Origin of the sequence: Taishania pollutisoli (assembly GCF_014518315.1) — a bacterium.
GTDB classification, from domain to species: domain Bacteria; phylum Bacteroidota; class Bacteroidia; order Flavobacteriales_D; family Crocinitomicaceae; genus Taishania; species Taishania pollutisoli.
Window position 1 is genome coordinate 25,089 of record NZ_JACVEL010000010.1, and the last position, 23,830, is coordinate 48,918.

A 23,830-nucleotide genomic window follows, 5' to 3' on the forward strand; every position below is an offset into this window, starting at 1 on the left:
CTGTATGTGTGTGAATTTTAATACTGAATCAGATCTATGAATTTTAACTCCTTGTTTCGCAGAAAAAATATTAATGACATTCTGGCTAACGCCGCATCGGAATCCGCACACGGTTCTCTGGCACGGCATTTAGGAGTAAAAGATCTGACCTCTTTGGGAATTGCAGCCATTATCGGGGCAGGAATTTTCACAACCATCGGACAGGCAAGTGCCGACGGCGGGCCTGCGGTTGTTTTTCTGTTTTTGTTTACAGCACTGGCCTGTGGATTTGCCGCTTTCGCATATGCGGAATTTGCAAGTGTTGTTCCGGTATCCGGAAGTGCTTACACCTATAGTTATGTTGCATTTGGAGAACTCTTCGCCTGGATTATCGGTTGGGCGCTGATTATGGAATACGCCATCGGGAATATTACGGTCGCCATCGGCTGGAGTGGTTATTTTACAGAATTGCTTACCCGGATGAACATTCACCTGCCCGCCTGGTCGACCATTGACTATATTTCTGCATCAAACGGATTTAAGGAGGCGCAACAACTCATCGCGGACGGTACAGTATTGAATAAATTATCGCATGGTTTACAGGAGGCTTACCTGGCCTGGGAGCATGCGCCAACTGTTTTCGGTTTTCGCATCATTGCGGATTTTCCTGCTTTGCTTATCACATTTTTGATCACGTGGTTGGTCTACCGGGGAATTAAAGAATCTAAAAATGCCAGCAACGCGATGGTGATTATCAAGATTGCCGTTGTTTTACTGGTGATTGCTGTTGGCGCGTTCTATGTAGATACCAATAACTGGGACCCGTTTGCCCCGAACGGACTGGGCGGTGTGTTGAAAGGTGTGTCCGCTGTCTTCTTTGCTTATATCGGGTTTGACGCGATCAGTACGACTGCTGAAGAGTGTAAGAATCCGCAACGCGATTTGCCCCGTGGAATGATGTGGGCCATCATTATCTGTACGATTCTATATATCTTGATTGCGCTCGTTCTGACGGGAATGGTACATTACAGTGAATTGGCTGTGAACGATCCTCTGGCCTTTGTTTTTACAAAAGTCTCCGACCTGAAATGGTTGTCCGGCATTATCGCTGTGAGTGCCGTAATTGCGATGGCCAGCGTATTGCTGGTATTCCAGATTGGTCAGCCGCGTATCTGGATGAGCATGAGCCGCGACGGTCTGTTGCCGAAACGGTTTGCTAAAATTCACCCGAAGTTCAACACTCCTTCATTTTCAACCATTGTCACCGGTCTGATTGTCGGAGGTGGCGCGTTGTTTCTGAATATGTCAACGGTAACAGATCTCTGTAGTATCGGAACCTTGTTTGCATTTGTACTGGTCTGTGCCGGGGTGTTGCGCCTGGAGAGCATGGGAGTAGAGCGCAAGTTCAAAACACCGTACATCAATTCGCAGTGGATTGCTCCAATCGGGGTGATTCTTGCTATCTTTCTTACCCATCGCTACAACTACGATGGTTTCATGCATTTTCTGACTTCTACCCCTGCACCCGGTAGTGATATGAGTTCGATGAGTGTTTTTCTTCACAATATTCCAATGTGGATTTTTGTCATCATCACACTTACTTTGACAGGGCTTTGTATTGTGAAGAAATATTCGCTTATTCCGGTTCTGGGCTTGGTCAGCTGCCTGTATATGATGTCACAAATAGAACTGAAAAACTGGGTTGGTTTCATGGTTTGGCTGGCAATCGGGTTGGCACTCTACTTCAGCTACGGTTATAAAAACAGTAAATTGGCAAAACAGTCTGCAGATTCATAACTTTTCTTTGTATCTTGTCCGGCATTTTATCATAAAAATAAAACAACTACACACATGAAATTTTTATTTATCGCCTTAGCTACCTCATTGACTATGCTAAGCAGTTGTAATTTGACTTCCACGAATGATGCCATGGATTTGAATGAAAAAGGATTGGCATTGTCGCAACAGAGAGAGTATCAACAAGCAATCGCTCTTTTTATTAAAGCAGCTGATACCAAAGGTATTTCAAATAGCAACAAGTCGGAATTTTTGCGTAATGCAGCCATTGCCTATGCTGAAAGTATGGTCGCTGATTCTGCCCGCTATTATTACATGAAAGCGGCCACCGCAAATCCCAAAGATGTTTATCAGTACAATGTAAACATGGCAGACGTTCACATCATTGATGAAAAGTACGCTGACGCCTTAACGTGCCTGGAGAAAGCATGGGCGGTCAATTCCAATGAAGTTGCCGTAAATAATTCACTTGGGTTATTGTACCTGGGGGAATATGATCCGGAAATTTTTGATCCGGCGAAAGCATTGAAATACAATCTGAAAGCACACCAGATTAATAATGACCGGAGCACCAAGTACGTACTTGCAAAAAATTACTACCAAATGGCCGATTTTGATAATTGTGAACGGTTATTTGATGAATTACACCGGGATTTTCCGGACGATTCGGAGTATTTGATGTCACTGATTGTTGTGTCAGAAGAAAAAGGAGAACTTGATAAAGCAGATGCATACCTGAAACAATTACAGGTGAACCATCCGGAAGATTATAAATTCTTTATGGAAGAGGAATGATTTCCTTTTTCGTGATAAAACAAAAGCCCTCGTCAATTGACGGGGGCTTTTTTCATATTCTTTTGGTCGAAACCGATTAATCAATTTTAATGCATCCGTTTTGAATCGTGATTTTCGCGCCGTCTTTTACTTTCACCCAACCACACTCTGTTTTAATCTCCACTTCCGAAGCACTTGTCTGAACAGAAGAAGAACCTGTTGTAGAAGATGTAAACTCAATTTTTTGAGTAGATCCGTTGGAACGCACTTCCATTGTGTGGTTCTTGGAATCTTTGTTGTAGTAACGGATTGTAAATGCGCTTGCAATGTTCATTGTAAACAATGTCACAAGTGTCAAAATAACTGTTTTCATGTGTATAATTTTTTAAGTTTCGGTAAATGTAATTAATAAATCAATTATCAGTGTCACTTGGGTGATTTATTAATGTAAAAGAAAAGTTGGTGGAAATGAAACAACTTAAAAACAATTAAATAATTGATTTTCAAATAAAAAAAGCGTCATATCCTGTCCACTCCAAAGGGGCAGGGGGAGGATAGATCAAATAACATCAATAGTTTATTTCTCATTCAATATAAATCTCTACAATTTCTTTCGGACAGTTATAACGTATCGGAAAAGTATCTCCCAATCCTCGGCTTACAATCAATCTTGTATCCCCGATTTGTTTACTGTCGACACAATATTTGTACACGAAGCTTCCCGGATACAAATGCCCTGCTCCGGATTTCCAGAATACAAATTGCCCCCCGTGGAGATGTCCTCCGAGAATAAGGTGTACATGCTGCATATTTTTCTTTTTTATTTTTTCAGGATTGTGAATCAATGCAATGTTAACAGAAGAACTACTTCGTATCTGGTTGACCAGTTCCCAGGGATGCAATTCATAACAATATCCGTTCGGAGAAATAAACTGATACGTTATTCCATCTAACAAAGTACAATTATCCACCTCATTGAGTTGTTCTATCCACCTGCGTCCATACAACCGATCATGGTTGCCGGCAATAAATACGACAGGAGCAATTTGTGCAACTGATCGGAATAGATTTCTCACAATCCGATATCCCATAAGGGAATCAAAATAATCTCCCGTTAATACAATCAGATCCGGTCGACTTTCTGTTATGTAGTTGATGATCATTGTTGCAACATTTTTCCGGTAGAAAAAATGTAAATCACTCAGATGAATCAGTTTCAATCGTTCATTCCCGTCACGGAGTCTTATTCTTTCTGTTCGAATTTGTATGCTCATAATCAGCTATTTCCTAAAAAGAGAATAAGTACGCCAATAGAGGCCAGAACCGGTTGGATGTTGCATGACTCCATTTCTACCTGCTTGCTTCTGCAAAATAGCTGTGCCATCATAAAAAAAGCCAACATTGTATAAACGTCTAGTAAATCAAATGTTCCGTCTGTTAATTTTAAAAATTGAAACAATTCGATCAACAATCCCAGTTTAAGTGGAATCGAACGCAATGAAAAATGGTAAGAAGACCCGTTAATATAACTATTTTTCAATAGAATGGTCAATGTAAACACCCACAAACCGGAAGGAAGATTATACACTAAAAAATCATTTAAAGGAAATCGCTGTATAATGGTCTCTTTTACAAGTAACAGATCCGGAAAAGCGGAAAACAAGTGCTGGTTGATCATGATGTTTTCTGGTCTGTAAAACAGATAAATTAGTAAACAGGTCGCCCCCAAAAGAGAAAAAGCAGTATAGTTCACAACATGTTTATAGCTCACTTTCATTCTCTTCATACTTCTTCATTTGTTGTCATTTCATCTTCACTACGCGTTCTTATGATTTTAAAAGACCAATACAGCACACAAAGAAACAATCCCATGAAAATAGTGACTCCCCAGGTTCGGGGATGTCCCAACGGATCAATGACACGTTCGGCAATGTCTTCAATAATGTGAAAAGGTTTATGTAGCACATCCCAGCTATTCCAGCGAAGAAATCTTCCGATGTAGATACCAAAACCCGAAAGGAAAAACAGAAAAATGATCAAACCTGCTCTGTACTGTTTTTTGATAACTCCGGATAGCATGCGTTCCAAATCCCACAAGCTCATGAAGCCCGCCAATAATCCTGTCCACGCATATGTAAGAATTAACATCAAATCGAACCAGGCGGGCATGGAAGACCTGTCTTTCAAATGAAATAAATCTGTCAAAATATAGGGTGCATTTGGAAAGAACAGTAGCCAACATGCCATCAATGGAATGACACTGATCGTTGATTGTTTCAAAACAGGATGAATACTAATTAAGCTGGTCAACAGCCACGGAACAAATGCCAGAAACAGATTCCAGTTCAGAAAAAGAAAATGAAAGGTGTCCGTGTAGGTATACCTGAAAATGGAAAGGCTGACACAAAAAAGCGTAAGTATCCCAAGAAACAGGCTCTCTTTAAACCTGTTTGTCTCTTTAAGCAATTTCAACATAATTCAATGAATTTTGGTAAAAAAATAAGCATTCCAACAACCATTGCTGTAATGGAACTAATTAGTACCCCGGCAGCCGCCAGATCTTTTATTTTTTTGATCGTGGCATGTTTTTCCGGGGAAATAAAATCGGATATATTTTCAAGTACTGTATTCATAATTTCTGTTGTAATAACACCACCGATTGCCAATACAAGGATCATCCATTCTGATGTTGACAGGTTAAAGATGTACCCCGCAACAAGTACACTTATTGCAATGAACAGATGAATTCTAGCATTGTGCTCTTCTTTCAGCAAAAGCCGTAATCCGTTACATGCATGTCGGAAGCTTTTTAGTCGATCGGTAAGTGAAAATTGTTGTGATTTCATCATACGTGTTACTTTATTTCCGTCTCCTTTATTTCTCTGTAAATCCGGTCATCTTCCAGGTTCCACGACTGCCATTTTTTCTGATGATACTTCTTCAAAAAGTGCTTCTTTTTCTTTATTAATTCCTCTTTAAATGACCAATCTGCCCAACCATATCTATCTGTTGGCAATCGTTCCCAGTTATTTAATAAAAACGGAAGGCTTGTCTGTGGCAAATTTTCAAGGTAATAATCTCGCTCAATGGAAGATTGATACGTTGTATTGTGGTGAAGAATGATCCGATTCCAGTTGAACAACGAACTAACTACCAACACACTAAAAACTGACCAGATATTTGTTCTCAATAAGTAAGTATTGCTTTTCATCCTGGTAATTTTAATCCATGTCAACGTCAGACCAATCAATGTTATCAACAAGTAGAAATAAACCCCAATTCGCTTCTGAGTTAGTCCGAATGCATCAATGTAACTGTAGTTTTTATGAATACACGTGAACAGCAATAGAATGTTTTGTCCAATCCAGATCAATGCCCATCTTTTCAGCGTTTTGTTTTTTGAGTAAAAATTGAGGTTACCGCGAAAAAAATAAAGTGTTACAAGAATAGCTACAATGACGGAAAAAATAGAACTGTTGATTCCCTGGTGAATGTAATCGGAATATAAGTGAATGTCCTTTTCTGCAAACAGAATGTATTGAAGATCCAGCCCATTAACCAGCAACAATAAACCGTTGAGTAATATAAACATCAGCACCCCGGAACTGTATTCGGTATCAATGGATCGGAACAACGAGATTTCTTTTTCATTGATACGCTCTAAAAAATTGAGATCCATTCGATCTTTATTTACCAACGGAGCATGCGAGTATTGATTGAAAAAAAAGTAAAGGAGAAATCCTCCAACCAGTAAAAATCTTATGAAATCCCCTGAAATATTGATTTCAAACTGATTGATAAAGTTGGAAAACACCGGATTAGAAGCCTTGTACACAAAAAAGAAAAACAAGAGTATGACAGTGGGAATCAAAAACTTCAGAACGGTTCCAACTGTCATATTAAATACCCTGGACTCTTTATCTGATACATCTGTGAGTTTGTCTACGCCTTTTACCAGCAAAATCAGTGGAGAGACAATGTAACTGAATCCTGTCTGAATCAAGGCATAGAACAATGAAGCCTCTTTCTCCCTACTCAGATTTGCCAACAACAACAAAGCAATGACATTCCCGACACACGCCAATACACTTCCATACAAGAATGCTCCGGTGGCTGTCATCAATGCACTTGCAGCTACCAGACACCAATTTTTTTGCTTCAACAAAGAAGTATCCAGCATCCCTAGACAAATGATTACAACTCCGTTAAAAATGAGCACATTTACCCCTATCGACTGCTGATAGAACAGGCAACAGTAAACAATCAGGCTGATCAGTAAAAAAATAGTTTTCTTTTTCATGTTATTTAGTTTAAATTTAAAAAGTACTTTGAATTTCAAAGTAAAAAATTAAAAAAATAGTTTATCGTTTCAGAAGTTGTTCCAACGCATTCAGGTGCTCATTAAACGCACGTCTTCCTTCTGGAGTAACCGAGTAACTGGTATTCGTTTTTTTTCCTATAAATTTCTTCTCCACTGCCAAATACCCGGCTTTTTCCAGTGCCGAAATGTGACTGGCAATGTTACCGTCACTGGCATCCAGCATTTCTTTCAACGTCAGAAAATCGACGGTATCATTGACCATCAACATGGACATGATTCCAAGCCGGATCCGACTTTCAAATGCTTTATTCAACTGTGTTATAAACGATTTCATTTTTTCCGGTCGTATTTATAATACATGGAGATTCCGTACAATATGTGGAGTACTCCAAAACCAATGACCCAAAAGTACAAACCATATCCGTAAAAGAACAAAGCAATTAATCCTAAAGTAATTTCAAGCAATCCCAGATAACGGATATCATTCAAGGTATATTTGCTGCTATTCACCAACGCCAATCCATAAAAGATCAACATCCCGGGAGCAATCAATCCGACCAATCGGTGGTAATACATGGCAATACAAAATACCCCTCCTGCAACCAATGGAATAAACAAATTGGTCAAGAGTTGACGGGATGCTTTTGTCCAAATTTTTTGTCCCTGCTTTTTTGCTTTTCTGGCAGTAAAATACCATCCTCCCAATAGTGCAATAATCAAGACGGATAGCGCAATGATCGTCAGGTTGATAAATAAATTGTTATAATCAGATGAATAACTTTGATCAACATAAGAAGTATCTACTTCGTAAAAAAACTGCTTTACTTTCCAATGGGCAATCCCCGCTCCTGTTAATGCAACAATACCAACAAAGACACCTGACAATCCGCTTAATGAAATGAAACGTGTGGATCGTTCCATCATGGAACGGATATCTGTCAAATCCTGTAAATAATCTTTCTCCTGATTCATAAAAAGCACTTTGAAAAACAAAGTAAATAAATCTTTTTTAATTGATAAACGACTATTGGGAAATTTTAACGAAAGAGATTGTGATTTATAAATGATACTATCTACAAAATTACGAGGTTGTTATTTGCCCTTTGGAGAAGGCAGGGGGAAGATAGCAACATACATGAAAGAACATACCTCATCTACGTTTTTCATTAGAAGTATAAAAAAGAGGTTGCCGAAATGACAACCTCTTCCGTATTTTTAGGAGGGTGTATATTACAACTTCCCTTCGATCAATTCATCCACTACATTCGGATCCAGCAAGGTACTGGTATCTCCCAGATTGGATACTTCACCTTCGGCAATTTTACGCAGAATACGACGCATGATTTTACCGGAGCGTGTTTTCGGTAATCCGCTTACAAATTGAATTTTTTCCGGAATGGCAATTTTTCCGATCTCAGCAACTACTGATTCAACGATTTCACCACGCGCATGAACTTCATCTTCCGGTGCTTTTTCACACACCACAAATGCATAAATAGACTGTCCTTTCACCGGATGCGGAAACCCGACAACAGCAGATTCCACCACATTGTCATTGGTATTGATCGCATTTTCGATTTCTGCCGTACCAAACCGGTGTCCGGACACATTGATTACGTCATCCACACGCCCGATGATGCGGTACATACCATTCTGATCACGTTTTGCTCCGTCTCCCGTAAAATAATAACCGTCGTATGTTGAGAAATACGTCACACGGCAACGCTCATGGTCTCCATATGTTGTGCGCAACATCGAAGGCCACGGTGATTTGATGCACAGGTATCCTTCTACGTCTGCTTCCTGGATTTCTTTTCCTTCCTGGTCTAATAAAACCGGATTGACACCCGGCAACGGATATCCTGCAAAGGTTGGTTTCATCGGTGAAATGTTCCCGATTCCGGAAATCATGATCGCTCCAGTCTCCGTCTGCCACCAGTTGTCCACGATCGGACAGCGTTCTTTGCCAACGTGCAAATGGTACCATTTCCAGGCTTCGTCGTTGATTGGCTCTCCGACCGATCCCAAAATTTTTAAGGAATCCAGGCTGTACGACAGTACGTGATCTTCTCCATGTGCCATCAAGGAACGAATGGCAGTCGGTGCTGTCAGGAACTGGTTGACGCTGTGCTTATCAATTATCTGCCAGAAACGCCCCGGATCCGGGTATGTCGGGATTCCCTCGAACATGACACTTGTGGTGCCGGAAATCAACGGTCCGTAAACAATGTATGTATGTCCCGTGATCCAGCCCACATCTGCCGTACACCAGTAAACATCCGATTCATCGCATTGGTACACATTCTGGAAGGTGTATGCTGCCCCTACCATGTAACCTCCGCAGGTGTGGACAACACCTTTTGGTTTTCCGGTTGATCCGGATGTATAGAGGATGAACAATACATCTTCCGCATCCATGGGTTCCGGCGCGCACGACTTTGGCTGTCCGGCTACGACTTCGTGCCACCAGTAATCACGTCCTTCTTCCATATTCGGTCCCCATCCCAGGCAATCGTATACGATGACTGTTTCAACAGATGCACACGACTCCAACGCTTCGTCCACCACGCGTTTAACGGGAATTTGTTTCGCCCCGCGGTTCAACCCGTCGGAAGTAATCACAGCTTTTGCCTCGGCATCATTGATCCGGTCGGCTAACGCGGAGGAGGAGAATCCGGCAAATACAACAGAGTGAATTGCACCGATACGGGCACATGCCAATACGGCAACTGCCAGTTCGGGAATCATCGGCATGTAAATACAAACACGGTCTCCTTTTTTGATCCCTTTTTCTTTCAATGCATTTGCAAATTGACAAACGTGTTCGTACAATTCACGATAGGTATAGCGAACAAACCGTTGTTTCGGATCATTCGGTTCCCAAATGATAGCCAGTTTATTTCCACGTGTTTCCAAATGCCTGTCCAATGCATTTTCCGTAATGTTCAATTTTGCTCCCTTGAACCATTCTACTTTCGGTTCCTGAAAGTTCCACTCCAGGACTTTGTCCCATTTTTTTATCCACTGAAATTCTTCAGCGACATCTCCCCAAAATTTTTCAGGATTCTCAATGCTCAGTGCATATTTCTCTTTGTACTCTTCGAACGATTTAATTTGCAATTTGTTTGTCATCTTGTTTGTTTTTGAGTTAATATTAGTTATTGCAATAAATTCATAACTTCCTGCATAATTTGTTTGGTATTGAAAGGCTTGGTCAGGTATTTATCCGCCCCCACACTCATTCCTTTTTCAATTGCTTCTTTGCCTGATTTAGCAGATAAAAATATAATTTTTGTTGACTGTGTCAATGGGTTTGATTTCAATTTTTCACATACTTCGTATCCGTCCATTCCGGGCATCATGATATCAAGAATCACCAGTTCAGGAATCTCACTCTCCGCGATTGTCAATGCTTCTTCCCCATTTCGTGCGATGAATGGTTTGAATCCATTCTTTCGCATCAGGTAATCCAGGGAAAGTACAATACTCGGCTCATCATCCACTATCAAAATCTTCTTCTCACTCATGCCACAATGAATTTATTTTGTTCAAACGGTAACGTAAATATAAACTTTGCCCCGAAGATTTCATCCTTTTCCACCCAGATTTTTCCTTCGTGCAACTGTATAATCTTCTTGGAAATTGCCAATCCCAATCCGCTTCCTTTACTTTTTTTCGTGCCTTTGCTATCTGCCTGAAAGAATTTTTCAAAGATTACCTGCTCCATTCCCTGCTCTACTCCTTCTCCGTTATCGGTAATTTCTACAACAACTGTATTGTTCAATTTCCGTGTTCCGATATGAATCGCTCCTTTTGTAGTATTGCAATGATTGGACGCGTTGGTGAGCAGGTTAATGACCACTTGCGTAATCCTGTCATAATCCAATTCCATGACCGGTAGTGCATCGTCAAGTGCAATGTGCAGGGAAATATTTTTTTTCCTGAAACTTTCATCCATTGTATTGGTGCAATACACGATCAATTCATTGATGTCTGCATGTGTAATCCGCAGTTGGTGCTTCCCTGATTCAAAATTTTCGAGGTCGAGTACCTGGGAAATAAGTCGTGTCATCCGGTTGGTTTCTTTGAGAATGGTCTGCAGGAACTCCTTTCGGATATCTTCCGGCATTCCTTCATCATCCGTCAATAATTCACTCAATGCCTTGATACTTGTGAGCGGGGTTCTCAATTCATGTGTTACTGTATACAGGAATTCATCTTTCAGCAAATCATTTTTCTTCAGTTTCTGATTGGTCAGTTTCAAGGCATCCGACAAGCGCTTTAACTCCTGTGATGTCTGATTCAATTCTTTGTTGAGTACCATCAGTTTTTGCGACTCTTCAAGGATATCTACCACATCTTCCATCGAAATCTGGTCTTCTTTTGTTACAGAAGCAACGAGAATTCGTGCCGATGCGGAACCGATCATGTTGCTGAGGAGTTTTTCTACATGACGCACCACCCTGGAATCCAATTCTTCGCTTTCATCCAACTGAATGTTATTTTTTTCGGTAAATGTCCGCAATTCATAATTGGCACGCTGTTCCCCCAGGAAACGCGACAACAAAGACTGTACATCCGGGAAAAAGGCTTTTCCTTTCCAGACAACTGACGATTCAACGGATTCAGAATAATTGTAAATGTTAACAAACAACTCTGCCTGGCTTCGCTCCAGGTTGCTTTGTTTGGAAATGAGCGACACAAATACATACAAACTTGTATTGACAAACATGGACCAGAAAAAGACCGTTGTAATGATTGCTCCGTGATTGTTTTCAATGGATTCTGTAACTAAGGTTATGTAGTTTTTATTCATGTCGCCTCCAAAAAGCGTGGGAATCACCAGGAAAATAAACCAGATAACAAAACCACTGATAATTCCGGCGAAAGCGCCTTTTACATTCCCGTGTTTCCAGAAAATTCCTCCAAGAATAGCCGGAGCAAACTGAGAGACGGCAATGAATGAAACCAATCCGATGGAAATGAGTGAATATTCTACGGCAACCAATTTATAGTAAAAATAGGCCAGCAGCAACACGATCAAGATACTGATCCGGCGGAATAACACAGGGATTTTATGATCTTTTCCCTTGAAGCGGTTAATGAAAAACGGACGGTCAATGAACGACGGTAAAAGGATTGAGTTAGCAACCATTTTACTGATGGCATGCGTTGCAACGATGATCATTCCACTCGCCGCAGAAAATCCGCCCAACAGCACAAAGATCGCCATCCATTTGTGCCCGTTCAACAGTGGTAATGCCAACATGTAAGTGTCTTTATCGACATCTGTTTCTGCAAAAAAATGGTTCCCCGCAATTGCAATCGGAACAACGAATAAATTAATCAAAATCAAATAAACCGGGAACATCCAGATAGCTTTTTTCAACTGTTTCTCATTGCTCGCGGCAAATACCCCTACTTCAAACTGCCGGGGAAGAAACAAAAAAGCCAGTCCGGATAAAACAATCATTCCGAACCATTGGGAAAAGCTGTTGGACGTATTTAATTTCAGTTCTCCATCGGGAATAAGGGCATATACCTGGCTTTGATCATCAAAAATGTAGTAACAGACATAAATTCCGAATACGACAAATACCACCAGTTTTACAATGGATTCAAATGCAATGGCTCCCATCATTCCCTGGTTTTGCGATTTGTCCTGCAGTTTCCGTGTTGTAAAGGCAATCAGGAACAAGCCCAATCCTACCGTTACGACAAAAGCCATGTCGATGAATCCGAAGAATGAGAAATCGGTCCGGGACTTATCTCCCCAGGAAATAACCGTCTCCAATCCGCGCTCGATACCTGTAATCTGTAATGCAATGTACGGAATGATACCAACCACCAGCAGGATTGTTACCAGACGGTTTAACGCGATGCTTTTATTGTAACGTGAAGAAATAAAATCCGACATCGAAGTAATCCCCTGCGCTTTTGAGATCCGGATAAATTTCCGGTAGATAATCCACAATAATGGGGCGACAATGAGTGGTCCGATGTAAATGGTTAAAAATTCAATGCTGTACGTAGACGCGGCTCCGACACTTCCGAAAAAGGTCCAGGCAGAACAATAAACCGCCAGAGTAAGTGCGTAAACGGTCGGATTCCCGGTGATTCGCTTCCGCCATTTTTTTGACAAATCAATCCGGTAAGCGATGCCAAACAGCAGCGCCAGGTATAAGATCAATGTGAAAAAAATGGAACTTCCAACCATTTACCGATTCTTTTTTTCCAGGATAAAACCAATCAGACTGACAATCATTCCGACAAGCAACAGGTAGATTAATATGGCAGGAGTTTTTCCTGTTCTCATCTCCAGTATGTAATCAATAATCGGGTAATTGACCAATACCAGGGTCAAAAAACCGATAAAGATGTAGAATGATTGTAGTTTTCGTTTATTCATGTCTATTCCGAGCAAAAACCCACGGCATCCGATACCGCAGGTTTTCAAATGTACAAAATTTATTATTGTTGATTCACAACCGATATTCCTGCATACAGTTGCATTTTTTAATCCGAATGCCCTGTTTTCGGAAGCACGGTTCTCCCCTTTTTACCGGGGAAAACCAGTGTGCATTCTAAATTTAAAAAAACTAAACTATGTAACCGGAAACGGTTGAAAATAGCCGGTTGTTAATCATTGTCTTCATAAGAATCAATGTCATCGTATTCTCCTCTCAGCGAATACAACCCGAAAATCAGCAGTCCGATTGCAACCGGGATGAAGATGAACAAGATGATTCCCCATTGCAGCGATGTATTCAGCCGATCAATCCCCGATCCTGCCAGCGATATCTTTTCCACCATTTGAATAATCATGAAGATCAGTGATGCAGGAGCCAGTAAAATCCAGACGATTCCCAGTAATCTCTTTAAGGTTTTCATATCTTTTAGTTTAATGATTAACGTTTGTGTGTATTGTTACTTAAATAAATTGTTCCGATGATGAAACAGATGGCTGCAATTCCGATCGGATACCACAATCCTGACAAGGGAGTCGATCCCGGGTAACTGATAATCAGCGTGGCAATAAACGGCACCAACCCACCGAATACCCCGTTCCCGATGTGGTACGGCAATGACATGGATGTGTAACGGATTTTGGTCGGGAACAGTTCCACCAGGAATGCCGCGATTGGTCCGTATACCATTGTCACCAACAGTACCTGGAAGAATACCAGCATGACGAATTTCCAGAATGTTCCGTTGTCCAGTGTCTTCTCTTTCAGAAGTACTTTTTCAACAGCAGGAGAAGAATCAGCGAAGATTGTTTGTGTTTTGATCTCTTTGTACGTGGCACCGCTGTTAAGCGTTTTTAATGTAGTAGTGGTAATGGTTGAGTCTTTCCCGTTATCTGCTAATTGACTCACTACTACAGGTGTCCCCGCTGATTTCAATTCTGTTTTTTCAAATGTTGCATAATCCGTGCTATCCAGGAAATTCTGATAGATCGGCCGGTAGAACAAGACTCCCAGCAACATCCCTGTGAGCATGATCCATTTCCTCCCGATTTTATCACTCAGCGCACCGAACACGACAAAGAAGGGTGTTCCGAAGGCAATGGCCCACAACAGGATGTACCGCGAATCGTTGAAATCGACCATACAGGTATTCTCGATGAATGATTGTGCGTAAAACTGGCCGGTATACCAGATCACCCCTTGTCCCATCGCTGCTCCGAACAATGCCAGCAATACCATTTTGAAGTTTTCTTTTTTACTGAAACTTTCTTTCAACGGATTTTTCGATACTTTTCCTTCTGACTTCAAACGTGAAAACTCAGGTGATTCGTGCATTTTCATACGGATGTAGATCGACACTACGACCAACAGGATTGATAACAGGAAGGGAACACGCCATCCCCAATCTGCAAAAACATCGTTTCCAAGCATATTTTTTGTCATGACAATCACACCAAGTGAGATAAACAAGCCCAGCGTTGCGGTTGTCTGAATCCAACTGGTAAAAAAGCCTCGTTTTCCTTTGGGCGCATGTTCAGCCACATAAGTTGCAGCTCCACCGTATTCCCCCCCGAGTGCCAATCCCTGGACCAAACGGAGAATCAGTACAAGAATCGGCGCGGCATAGCCAATCGATTCATAGGAAGGAATCAAGCCGATCAGAAAAGTAGAACCTCCCATTAGAACCAATGTCAGCAGGAATGTATATTTACGTCCGATCAAGTCGCCCAATCGTCCGAATACCAACGCTCCGAACGGGCGCACGATGAATCCGGCAGCAAAAATCGCCAGGGTATTGATCAATGCAGACGCCCCTGCGTCCGATGGAAATAATTTTGATCCGATAATCGTTGCCAAACTTCCGAAGATGTAAAAGTCATACCACTCGATGAGGGTCCCCAGCGACGAGGCTCCAATTACCTTGACAACACTGTTTTTGTTTTCTGCATTCATAATTTGAGTTTTTGTTTGTGTTTGATTTTATAGATAGACCATCAATTGCAAGGTCAATTCATTTCTGTTTTCCAGGTTATTGACATTGGTAAAATCAGGTCGTAATCGGTAGTTGACTGTCCATTTCGCATGATGTCCCGCCATGTATACGTTCAACCCCGCATCCAGCAAATTCACCGGAACAATTTCATTGTTTGCATTTCTTAATCCTTTGAATCGTGCATGTGAATACGCAACATACGGCTGCAGCCGCAGTTTATCGGAGAAGTCAGGCACCAAGTACCCCAATTGTCCGTAGAGAATTGAGCCCGTTCCAACAGTCGGAACCGCATTTCCCCTCAATGCACCTCCTCCGTCGGAAGGATTCAGAATCCCGATATGCCGCACATAATTTGATCCCATGTCGTAGTTGTAGTATACCCCGTAAAATGTAATTGCATCCTTGTGTTTTTTGCTCAACGGCATGTCCAGGAAAACATCTGCACCGAACATCATCTGATCTTGTGTGATTGTATCTCCCACCTGGTTTCTCAACCACATTGCATGTTTTTGATGCTGAAATCCGACACCAACGTTCAGCACCTTTTTTGCACCCAGATACGTCCCTACAAGGTAGGGTAATAAATTGCTTTCTTCTTCAAAAAACTGGTAAAATACATATCCCGCTGTGTTCCATTTTGCATGTGGGTTATATTCCGCAACATCTGTGAAAATCGCTTTCGCGTCATTTGCCTGGAACGCGTCATTGACCGCCAGGCGGTAATCAAACTTCTTAATTTTTCCTTTCAGATAAATTCCGAGGTAACGGGCAAACTGTTCATTTTTATCAATGTTCGGCCAGTTAAAAATTGTCGCATCGATTGCCATAAAATTCAGTGTACTCGCGCTTGACATCCTGGAAACCCCATTCCAATAATGCAATCCCGCCCCAATGGAAACATAATTCTTCCAGATTTTGTGTTCCGCGTATGCGTCGTGAAAGAATAGTTGCGGCTTTTTTCCTCCCATTCCCGGAGCGCCTCCACTGAATGTATTCTGATTGTTAATTCCAAAATGCGTTACGATAATGAATTTGTCGCTTAGCTGAGCATATGTGAGCAATCGTATGCGGCGCAATGCCAGATCAACTGCTGTACTTTCCGGTTCTCCCGCAAGGGTACTTCCCGTGTTGTTTTCATTGTACTTTAACCAGATTTGATTCCATGTCAATAACCGGAAGTAACGCGATCCCGATTCATTGATTTTCACCTTCAAACCGGATTCATAATCCGGGTAACCTTGCGCATTTACATGTGTCGTATATGTAATGATCAGAAAAATGAGTAGCATGTAATTTTTTGTCTTCATTGTAGTCCGTTTTGCTTTCGGCTAAGTGAAGAAAAAGTAAGGAAAGTAAAAAATAGTTTGTATTTTTTTGATAATAGTATAGTTATTTTAAAAGAAATCAATCCTTAAACCGATCCCATTTAATGAGCATAAACTTATCTCCTACTTCGGTTATGATCATTCCCTTCCCTTTTACATTTTCACGATTTTCAAAGTACTCATGCAACTCTTTTTCTGACAAAATCTTATATGTCGGGTGATAGGTAGTATTTACCGGGCGTTGAATATTGTACCGCTTCACCCAGTTGGAAATCGTGACGTGACTAATCCCCAAAATCCGTTCAGACTCCCGGAAACTCACTCCTTCCAGGTACAGCTGAAGTGCTTTCACAACAAAATAATTATCAATCTCTTTCCCGATTTTATCAACCGTAAAAAAATACAAACATTCTTTACACTTATACCGTTGTTTACCTTTGATTACTCCACTTTTTATAATGGAAAATGAATTACATTTGGGGCATTTTTTAGCAACATCCATGAGTTAATATATTTATTTTGCATAAATATAGTAATTTAGCAAATATAATTCGCTTTACAGAAATTAGATTCACAAAAAACAATTACTTTTGAGTATCAGTCACTACAGACGATCCAATTCACATATTTTAAAATGATTAACACCCGATTGTACTATGAATTACTCCGATTTTTACACGAAAAGCATCGAACGCCCTGAAGTTTTTTGGAACGAACAAGCGCACGGCATTGACTGGTTTAAGCATCCGTCTGTTATTTTATCACACAACCAATTCGGTTATCCGCAGTGGTTTGAAGACGGCGAATTAAATGCCTGTTACCTGGCAATCGACAAACACATCCAGGACGGACACGGTGATGCTGTTGCGATTATCTATGATTCTCCTGTAACCCAAACGGTAAAAAAATACACCTACCGGGAAGTAAAAACCGAAGTTGCTAAACTTGCCGGCGGGCTTCAATCATTGGGGCTCAACAAAGGGGACACCGCCATTGTATACATGCCGATGATCCCGCAAGCATTGTTTTCCATGCTCGCATGCGCACGACTGGGAGTAACGCATTCTGTGGTATTCGGTGGATTTGCACCCAACGAATTGGCCATTCGTATTGACGATTGTCAACCGAAGGTCATTCTCACTGCTTCTTCCGGCATCGAAGTAAACAGGTTGATTGCTTACAAACCATTGGTCGACGAAGCCATTGAAATTGCAACACACAAACCTGACCGGGTCATTGTTTTTAACCGCAAACTGGGCGCAAAAATACCGGCACAACACTATGATATTGATTATGGAAGCCTGGTCTACGATGCACCCGAAGCGGAATGCGTTCCGGTCTTATCAACGCATCCGTTATATGTTTTATACACATCCGGCACAACAGGGAAACCAAAAGGCATTGTGCGCGATACCGGGGGATATGTGACTGCACTGAAATTTTCCATGAAATACGTCTACGGAATGAAACCTGACGAAGTGTTCTGGGCAGCCTCCGATGTCGGCTGGGTTGTCGGACACAGCTACATCACTTACGGACCATTGATCAACAGAAATACAACCGTTGTTTATGAAGGGAAACCGGTACGAACTCCGGATGCTTCCAGTTTTTGGCGGGTGATCGAAGAGCATAAGGTACGTACAATGTTTGTCGCACCGACAGCTATCCGTGCGATTAAACAAGATGATCCGGAAGGTCTATTTATCAAACAATACGATTTGTCGCACTTCCGCGCGTTGTTTGTAGCAGGAGAACGTTGTGACATTGCGACGATTAACTGGGTTCAGCAACACATTCCGATTCCCGCAATTGATCATTTCTGGCAAACGGAAACGGGTTGGCCGATGGCAGCGGTGATGGTCGGTGTTGAACAACTCCCGATGGTTCCCGGATCTGTCGGAAGGCCGGTCTGTGGGTACAATATTCAAATTCTCAACGAAGAAGGGACTGAAGTCAAAGCCGGTCAGGAAGGTTATGTCGCCACCCGATTACCACTTCCTCCGGGAACGCTGATGGATCTGTGGAATGATCACGATCGCTTTGTGGATGGATATCTTTCGCAATACGAAGGATATTATTTCACCGGGGACGGTGGTTACAAAGACGAACACGGAAATGTATTTATCACCGGTCGTGTGGATGATGTAATCAATGTTGCCGGGCACCGCCTGTCTACTGCAGATATGGAGGAAAACATTGCCTCGCACGAAGCGGTAGCGGAATGTGCTGTTGTCGGAATTTACGACGAACTGAAGGGACAGGTTCCACTGGCTTTGGTGGTAAAAAAGAAAAATGCTGACATTGAAAATTTTCAGTTGGAACATGAATTGGTGCAACTCATCCGGGAGCGCATCGGTGCAGTTACGTCGTTTAAAAAGGTGATTCCGGTAGACCGCTTACCCAAAACACGCTCCGGAAAGATTCTCCGGAAAATGATCCGAAACATCTACGACGGATCTGATTACCAGATTCCTTCTACAATCGAAGACGCATCTGTGGTGGATGAGTTGGTTGCTGTTTTTAATGATTTTAAATAGTTTTTGTAAAAAAAGCTTGCAAATCAAAAAAAAGCACGTATCTTTGCAGTCGCTAATTCAATCGAGGATTATAGAAAAAAGTAAGTTAACAACCAAAGATATATTGCGGGGTGGAGCAGTTGGTAGCTCGTCGGGCTCATAACCCGAAGGCCGCACGTTCGAGTCGTGTCCCCGCTACTAAAGAAAGGATTGTCAGTTTGGCAATCCTTTTTTGTTTAAAAAAAATCACTTTTACATTTATTCCTTTACAATCAATTTATATCGATTACACTTCTTATCTCATTAATCACTTTAAATCCCATAATGAATCAGTAACAAAAGGGTATATTATTAATTCAGGTACTGAATTGTTGTACGTGTAGAATTTTTGAATCGAAAACGGAAGCCATGAAAAGGGAAAAGAAGTTCAATTTTTTGAGAAGAAGAAATCTTATCCGAAACACCACCTCAACCCCAACAAATTTTCAATAACTCGAGACACGTTCGAACCATGCCATCGTTATTAAAACAAAGGTCTGAATGTGAAAGTGTTTACATGTTTTTTCTCTCAATTTTCATCCTTGCACGCATTCTGAAATCTGAAGCACTTTTCTTTCAGTGTAAGAATTGAGATATGGATTCATGCTCAAAACCGGGATTAAATTTTCTCTTTTGGAAAAGGATAGCAAACGTGATTTTACCAAAAGTCCTTGATTTCATCCTGTTTCCCAACTATTAGGAACGACTCGAAGATAGCTGGGGAAATCCGGTTAATATTATTTTATAATATTCACGTGTCCGTATTTTTCAACCGTTTCAGAAGAATCAACATCTGGTCGGTATGTAACTTTCCAATTATACAATCCAAAAGGACAAATTACACCATTATACGTCCCATCCCATAAATAATTAATGTCCTGTGATTCAAATATTAGATCCCCCCAACGATTAAAAATCATTAATTGAAAATACGATAAATTGCAATCTGAAATCACTTGAAATGAATTATTGAATTCATTTCCATCCGGAGTAAAAGAATTCGGGATAAAAAGTAAACATTCACAATCCTTATATGTAAGCTGAATCGTGTCTATAATCGCTTCGCAAACACTACTGACTTCATAAATGATACTTGTCGGATGGCTTGTCGGAACAGTATAGGAATTCCCCGATGAAGCTGAATTCCAGGCAACTTGATACCATTCACTGTCAATAATCGATAGCACATTTGTTTTGTCCAAACACAATACTGAATCAGACAATAATACAGTCTCTACAGATGGTATCAAAGAGACATTAATCGTATCAGAGTTTGTACAACCTCCAACATTTACTTCAACAGCGTAAATACCAGGTAAGCCAACAACAATTATTGGACTCGTTTCCCCAGTAGACCAACTATAACTACCAACCATTCCTTCAGGTGACAAACTGATTGTAGAGCCATTACAAATACTTGTGTCACTTCCTAATGACACGTCAATTTTCGGATAAAAGTTAACAACAATAGTGTCACTTGCAAAACAGGCACCAGAGGTAACGGTTACCCAATATTCCCCACTACTGGAAATTGAATAATCAACTGAATTTGAAGCATCACTCCATTCGATAGAAGAATAATTCCCAATTAACGAAATTGGTAATGATTCTCCGTAACAAAGAGTGGTATCATTTCCAATGTTAACATCTATTGTTGGGGAAATTATTATCTCAACAGAATCAACAAAGCTAAAACACTCATTAATTTCCTGAGCAAAATAATAGTAGAAAGTCCCTGAATTTGATGTAGATGGAATTGGATTTCCGCTCAATTCATTCGTCATCATAGAGTCTGAATACCAATGAATGATGCCTCCGGCAGCCGGAGTAAGTTGCAAAGGATCTGCATTGTCATTTTGACAATAAATCTGTGGCTCAGGGGCAGGAACATTGCTGGCAGAAGAACTTGTTACCAATATGGTCGTATCAATAGAACAACCTTGATTATCCGTAATGATAAGGTTATAAGTTCCGGCAGTTAAATGCTGTACAAAATGATCATTTTCATTTAATGAAGGCCATTGGAATGAATAATTGTTAGGAACTAATGGTACACTTACATCTATTGAACCATCATTGTTTCCACAATTTTCATTAGTAACGATTGTGTTTAGAGAAAAAGGTTGATTTGTTTCTGACTGATAATTGCCATAAAAATCACAACAAATAACTTCAACGAAATTAGAGTTTGTTCCATTTAGGGAAAAACCGATAAAAAATCCTGACTGATTATTTCCTGAATTATCAATCAAAGCATTAATTGCCGTATTATTTCCGCCTGCAATACCTTGGTTAAAATTGTAATATGCCAATAAACCGGTCTCGGTTCCTATTAATTCTTGATTCATCAATCCGTGAATCTCTTCTTGCGATTTTGCAAAATTCCAAATACGAAGATCATCAATTGAACCTTTATAAAACTGAGAGAGTGTACCCATGGGTTCATCAAATTCTTGTCCCAAACTATACCTGTCTGTACTTACTAATGAGAATGACAAATTAAGAGAGCCTTGGAAAATTCCATCTATAAACAACGTATTAATACCGTTATTATACGTATAAGCAACATGATGGCAAGCATTGTCCAAGACATTAATTGATCCACAGACAACATTATTCGTAGTACCCACAGGAATATTAATTGCGACACTGTTTAACGGTCCACCGTCTCCGGGGCCAGACATTCTGAAAACCAAAGTATTCTGATACCCTGTTATTGGATTTATTGCAAATAGAACCCCCCATAGTTCTTCTTGTATTGGATTTGCTTTAATCCAAAACTCAACAGTAAAACTATTTTCATTTGTTAAAGCAGGAGCAACTGAATTTAAATTTACATAATCATTTATACCATCAAAATCCAGTGAATTATTGAATTGCGCTTTCACAGAAATAACAAAACAAAAGGTGAGTAGGAAGAATATCAGACGCATAAATAGATGGCTTATTTTTTTGCAAAGTTAACACAAGATTCTGAATTGTAATATACCCCATCAATATAGAAGGAAATTATTGCAAGTATAACAGCCTGTTTCATTATTTATCATTTTAATTGTTCCATTCTGATTATTGAATGCTATCGGGTAAATACCAGAAACCTCCATTTAATCCTCTTTGAATCTCTGTATTTAGTACTAAAGCAATTTATGTTGTTTATGTCTTCAGCTCACTCTCTGTTCGACAACGGTAGTGTCCCCGCTACTAAAGAAAGGATTGTCAGTTTGGCAATCCTTTTTTGTTTAAAAAAATCACTTTTACATTTCTACGCACTCCGAATGTTTGATTTTTACTTTTATCTTTATCGTTCAATCAATAACAGATGCTGTCTTTTATTCCCTACACCTCATCGCATTTTGTACCGCTCAGTTACCGGTTGAATGAAGAACAATCTCAGTTCACGACAAGTATTGATCAATGCATCAATCAACGGAAAGACCTGAAAGATCCGGATAAATTGATCATCACCATTTTAGCAGACGAAACTCCCATCGGATTTTTTATCCTCGACAAGGGTGCAGACCGTCTGGAACTGACAGAAAATCCAGCTTCTTTATTGATCCGATCATACTCTATCAATCCTGAATATCAAGGGAAAGGATATGGAAAACACGTCATGGAATCGGTAGAAGATTATGTTCGAAAACACTACGATGGGATCAACGAATTGGTATTGTCCGTTAACATTCAAAATGAACATGCTTACCGCATTTATCTGAAAGCGGGATTTGAAGATACCGGCCGGCAAATTACAGGAATCCGGGGAGCGCAGTATGTTTTATCAAAACACATTTAACCAATCTCCCTGAAATGATGCAATACTCCATTCAATTTATCCAATTTCTTCTGGTCGCATTTAGTTTTACCGTATCATCCTGCGGAAATAAAACAACAACAGCTAAAAAAGAGCGCGCAGCTTCCGGTGAACAACAAAAGATGTCAGGAAGTAACCCCACTAATCTTCCGAAACAAATAAAACCGGTCACCGCTGTTTTCGAATTTGTTTCTTACAACGACAATGGCGATTACATGTTGTTAAATGCAAAAAAAGAAAATCAACTGTACGGCTTTATCAATGACAACAATGACGACAGAAGCTTGTTGCGGGGAGATGTGTGTGAAATTCAGTGGAAAGAAGACACCATTTATATCGCCGGAGACGGTGAACGTCCGGAACTTGCCGACTGGGTGATTTCCATTCGAAAAATAAAAGACGGAAAGAGTTCCGCATTCCGGAAAACCTACAAAAAAGAGCTCCTTTATCACTACCGGAGCGATGAAACGGATTACTCGGAAAGTTACCTGGATGAACTCTATCTACTTGTCGAATATTATATTGCCAACTCCACAAACACATTGATCCGATCAGCGGTTGAAAACAGAGAACAACTGGAATACTCTATTGAAGAACAGGTAAAAAATAACAGAAGTTACACCGTTTTCGGAATCGGCAGCACATCAGAACATTCGTTCCATCCGGTTCAATGGCTGTATTATGACAATGAGAAAGATCTACTTTATGAGTACGATTTGCCAGCAGATAAACTGGTTAAATTTCACTACTGATTCATTGCAAGTGATAAAACAAGCGGTCTGGTCATTCAAACAGGAACAACCAAACC

22 protein-coding genes and 1 tRNA gene are annotated in these 23,830 nt (G+C 40.6%); 6 read left to right on the forward strand and 17 right to left on the reverse strand.

Annotated elements, in window-relative coordinates; genetic code table 11:
* The first annotated feature begins 36 nt into the window (after positions 1-36).
* Together H9Y05_RS13065 and H9Y05_RS13070 are read left to right on the forward strand one after the other, a co-directional pair.
* Positions 37-1,776, forward strand: a complete 1,740-nt coding sequence (locus tag H9Y05_RS13065) for an amino acid permease (RefSeq protein ID WP_163492187.1) — start codon at positions 37-39, stop codon at positions 1,774-1,776.
* Positions 1,777-1,830: 54 nt separating this feature from the next.
* Entirely contained in the window at positions 1,831-2,571 is a 741-nt protein-coding gene (locus H9Y05_RS13070; RefSeq protein WP_163492186.1) for a tetratricopeptide repeat protein, read from the forward strand.
* Positions 2,572-2,647: 76 nt separating this feature from the next.
* Here the strand turns inward: H9Y05_RS13070 and H9Y05_RS13075 are convergent, their stop codons facing one another.
* From H9Y05_RS13075 to H9Y05_RS13150, 16 genes are all read right to left on the reverse strand, one after another.
* Positions 2,648-2,923 carry a hypothetical protein gene (locus tag H9Y05_RS13075; RefSeq protein WP_235992207.1) on the reverse strand — a complete coding sequence of 92 codons (276 nt, stop codon included), beginning with the start codon at positions 2,921-2,923 and terminating at the stop codon, positions 2,648-2,650.
* 211 nt (positions 2,924-3,134) lie between these two features.
* A complete protein-coding gene (locus H9Y05_RS13080; protein WP_216714545.1) occupies positions 3,135-3,824 on the reverse strand; it encodes a metallophosphoesterase in 690 nt (229 codons plus the stop codon).
* A gap of 2 nt (positions 3,825-3,826) precedes the next feature.
* On the reverse strand, positions 3,827-4,336 hold the full coding sequence (locus H9Y05_RS13085) for a hypothetical protein (protein WP_216714546.1): 510 nt from the start codon (positions 4,334-4,336) through the stop codon (positions 3,827-3,829).
* Positions 4,333-5,025, reverse strand: coding sequence for a DUF1361 domain-containing protein (locus H9Y05_RS13090; RefSeq protein ID WP_216714547.1), 693 nt, complete (start codon positions 5,023-5,025; stop codon positions 4,333-4,335). Before H9Y05_RS13090 ends, H9Y05_RS13085 begins: the two co-directional genes overlap by 4 nt.
* Positions 5,019-5,399, reverse strand: a complete 381-nt coding sequence (locus H9Y05_RS13095) for a diacylglycerol kinase family protein (protein ID WP_235992208.1) — start codon at positions 5,397-5,399, stop codon at positions 5,019-5,021. Before H9Y05_RS13095 ends, H9Y05_RS13090 begins: the two co-directional genes overlap by 7 nt.
* Before the next feature lie 5 nt (positions 5,400-5,404).
* Positions 5,405-6,850: a DUF4153 domain-containing protein gene (locus H9Y05_RS13100; RefSeq protein WP_216714548.1), complete on the reverse strand. Its 1,446-nt coding sequence runs from the start codon at positions 6,848-6,850 to the stop codon at positions 5,405-5,407.
* 61 nt (positions 6,851-6,911) lie between these two features.
* The gene (locus H9Y05_RS13105; RefSeq protein WP_216714549.1) at positions 6,912-7,205 is read right to left on the reverse strand and encodes a winged helix-turn-helix domain-containing protein; all 294 of its coding nucleotides are present in this window, start codon (positions 7,203-7,205) and stop codon (positions 6,912-6,914) included.
* A complete protein-coding gene (locus H9Y05_RS13110; RefSeq protein WP_216714550.1) occupies positions 7,202-7,843 on the reverse strand; it encodes a hypothetical protein in 642 nt (213 codons plus the stop codon). Before H9Y05_RS13110 ends, H9Y05_RS13105 begins: the two co-directional genes overlap by 4 nt.
* Positions 7,844-8,101: 258 nt before the next feature.
* Entirely contained in the window at positions 8,102-10,024 is a 1,923-nt protein-coding gene (gene acs, locus H9Y05_RS13115; RefSeq protein ID WP_317170305.1) for an acetate--CoA ligase, read from the reverse strand.
* Between the two features lie 5 nt (positions 10,025-10,029).
* Positions 10,030-10,398 carry a response regulator gene (locus H9Y05_RS13120; protein ID WP_163492184.1) on the reverse strand — a complete coding sequence of 123 codons (369 nt, stop codon included), beginning with the start codon at positions 10,396-10,398 and terminating at the stop codon, positions 10,030-10,032.
* Complete coding sequence (locus H9Y05_RS13125) at positions 10,395-13,088, reverse strand: sodium:solute symporter family transporter (protein WP_163492183.1); 2,694 nt, start codon at positions 13,086-13,088, stop codon at positions 10,395-10,397. Before H9Y05_RS13125 ends, H9Y05_RS13120 begins: the two co-directional genes overlap by 4 nt.
* On the reverse strand, positions 13,089-13,280 hold the full coding sequence (locus tag H9Y05_RS13130) for a hypothetical protein (protein WP_163492182.1): 192 nt from the start codon (positions 13,278-13,280) through the stop codon (positions 13,089-13,091).
* Between the two features lie 230 nt (positions 13,281-13,510).
* Positions 13,511-13,762, reverse strand: coding sequence for a DUF6814 family protein (locus H9Y05_RS13135; protein ID WP_163492181.1), 252 nt, complete (start codon positions 13,760-13,762; stop codon positions 13,511-13,513).
* A gap of 17 nt (positions 13,763-13,779) precedes the next feature.
* On the reverse strand, positions 13,780-15,291 hold the full coding sequence (locus H9Y05_RS13140; RefSeq protein WP_163492180.1) for an MFS transporter: 1,512 nt from the start codon (positions 15,289-15,291) through the stop codon (positions 13,780-13,782).
* Between the two features lie 27 nt (positions 15,292-15,318).
* Entirely contained in the window at positions 15,319-16,638 is a 1,320-nt protein-coding gene (locus tag H9Y05_RS13145; RefSeq protein ID WP_235992209.1) for a hypothetical protein, read from the reverse strand.
* A 97-nt stretch (positions 16,639-16,735) separates the two neighbouring features.
* A complete protein-coding gene (locus tag H9Y05_RS13150) occupies positions 16,736-17,158 on the reverse strand; it encodes an IS1/IS1595 family N-terminal zinc-binding domain-containing protein (protein WP_163492179.1) in 423 nt (140 codons plus the stop codon).
* A gap of 154 nt (positions 17,159-17,312) precedes the next feature.
* On the opposite strand from H9Y05_RS13150, the gene H9Y05_RS13155 reads away from it, so the two are divergent.
* Positions 17,313-19,193, forward strand: coding sequence for an AMP-binding protein (locus H9Y05_RS13155; RefSeq protein WP_163492178.1), 1,881 nt, complete (start codon positions 17,313-17,315; stop codon positions 19,191-19,193).
* Between the two features lie 104 nt (positions 19,194-19,297).
* Positions 19,298-19,370: transfer RNA gene (locus tag H9Y05_RS13160), tRNA-Met, on the forward strand.
* A 578-nt stretch (positions 19,371-19,948) separates the two neighbouring features.
* On the opposite strand, the gene H9Y05_RS13165 is transcribed toward H9Y05_RS13160, so the two are convergent.
* Positions 19,949-22,144 carry a LamG-like jellyroll fold domain-containing protein gene (locus tag H9Y05_RS13165; RefSeq protein ID WP_163492156.1) on the reverse strand — a complete coding sequence of 732 codons (2,196 nt, stop codon included), beginning with the start codon at positions 22,142-22,144 and terminating at the stop codon, positions 19,949-19,951.
* A 386-nt stretch (positions 22,145-22,530) separates the two neighbouring features.
* On the opposite strand from H9Y05_RS13165, the gene H9Y05_RS13170 reads away from it, so the two are divergent.
* Both H9Y05_RS13170 and H9Y05_RS13175 read left to right on the forward strand, forming a co-directional pair.
* The gene (locus H9Y05_RS13170) at positions 22,531-23,004 is read left to right on the forward strand and encodes a GNAT family N-acetyltransferase (protein WP_216714552.1); all 474 of its coding nucleotides are present in this window, start codon (positions 22,531-22,533) and stop codon (positions 23,002-23,004) included.
* A gap of 14 nt (positions 23,005-23,018) precedes the next feature.
* Positions 23,019-23,774, forward strand: coding sequence for a hypothetical protein (locus H9Y05_RS13175; RefSeq protein WP_235992210.1), 756 nt, complete (start codon positions 23,019-23,021; stop codon positions 23,772-23,774).
* Positions 23,775-23,830: the final 56 nt, after the last annotated feature.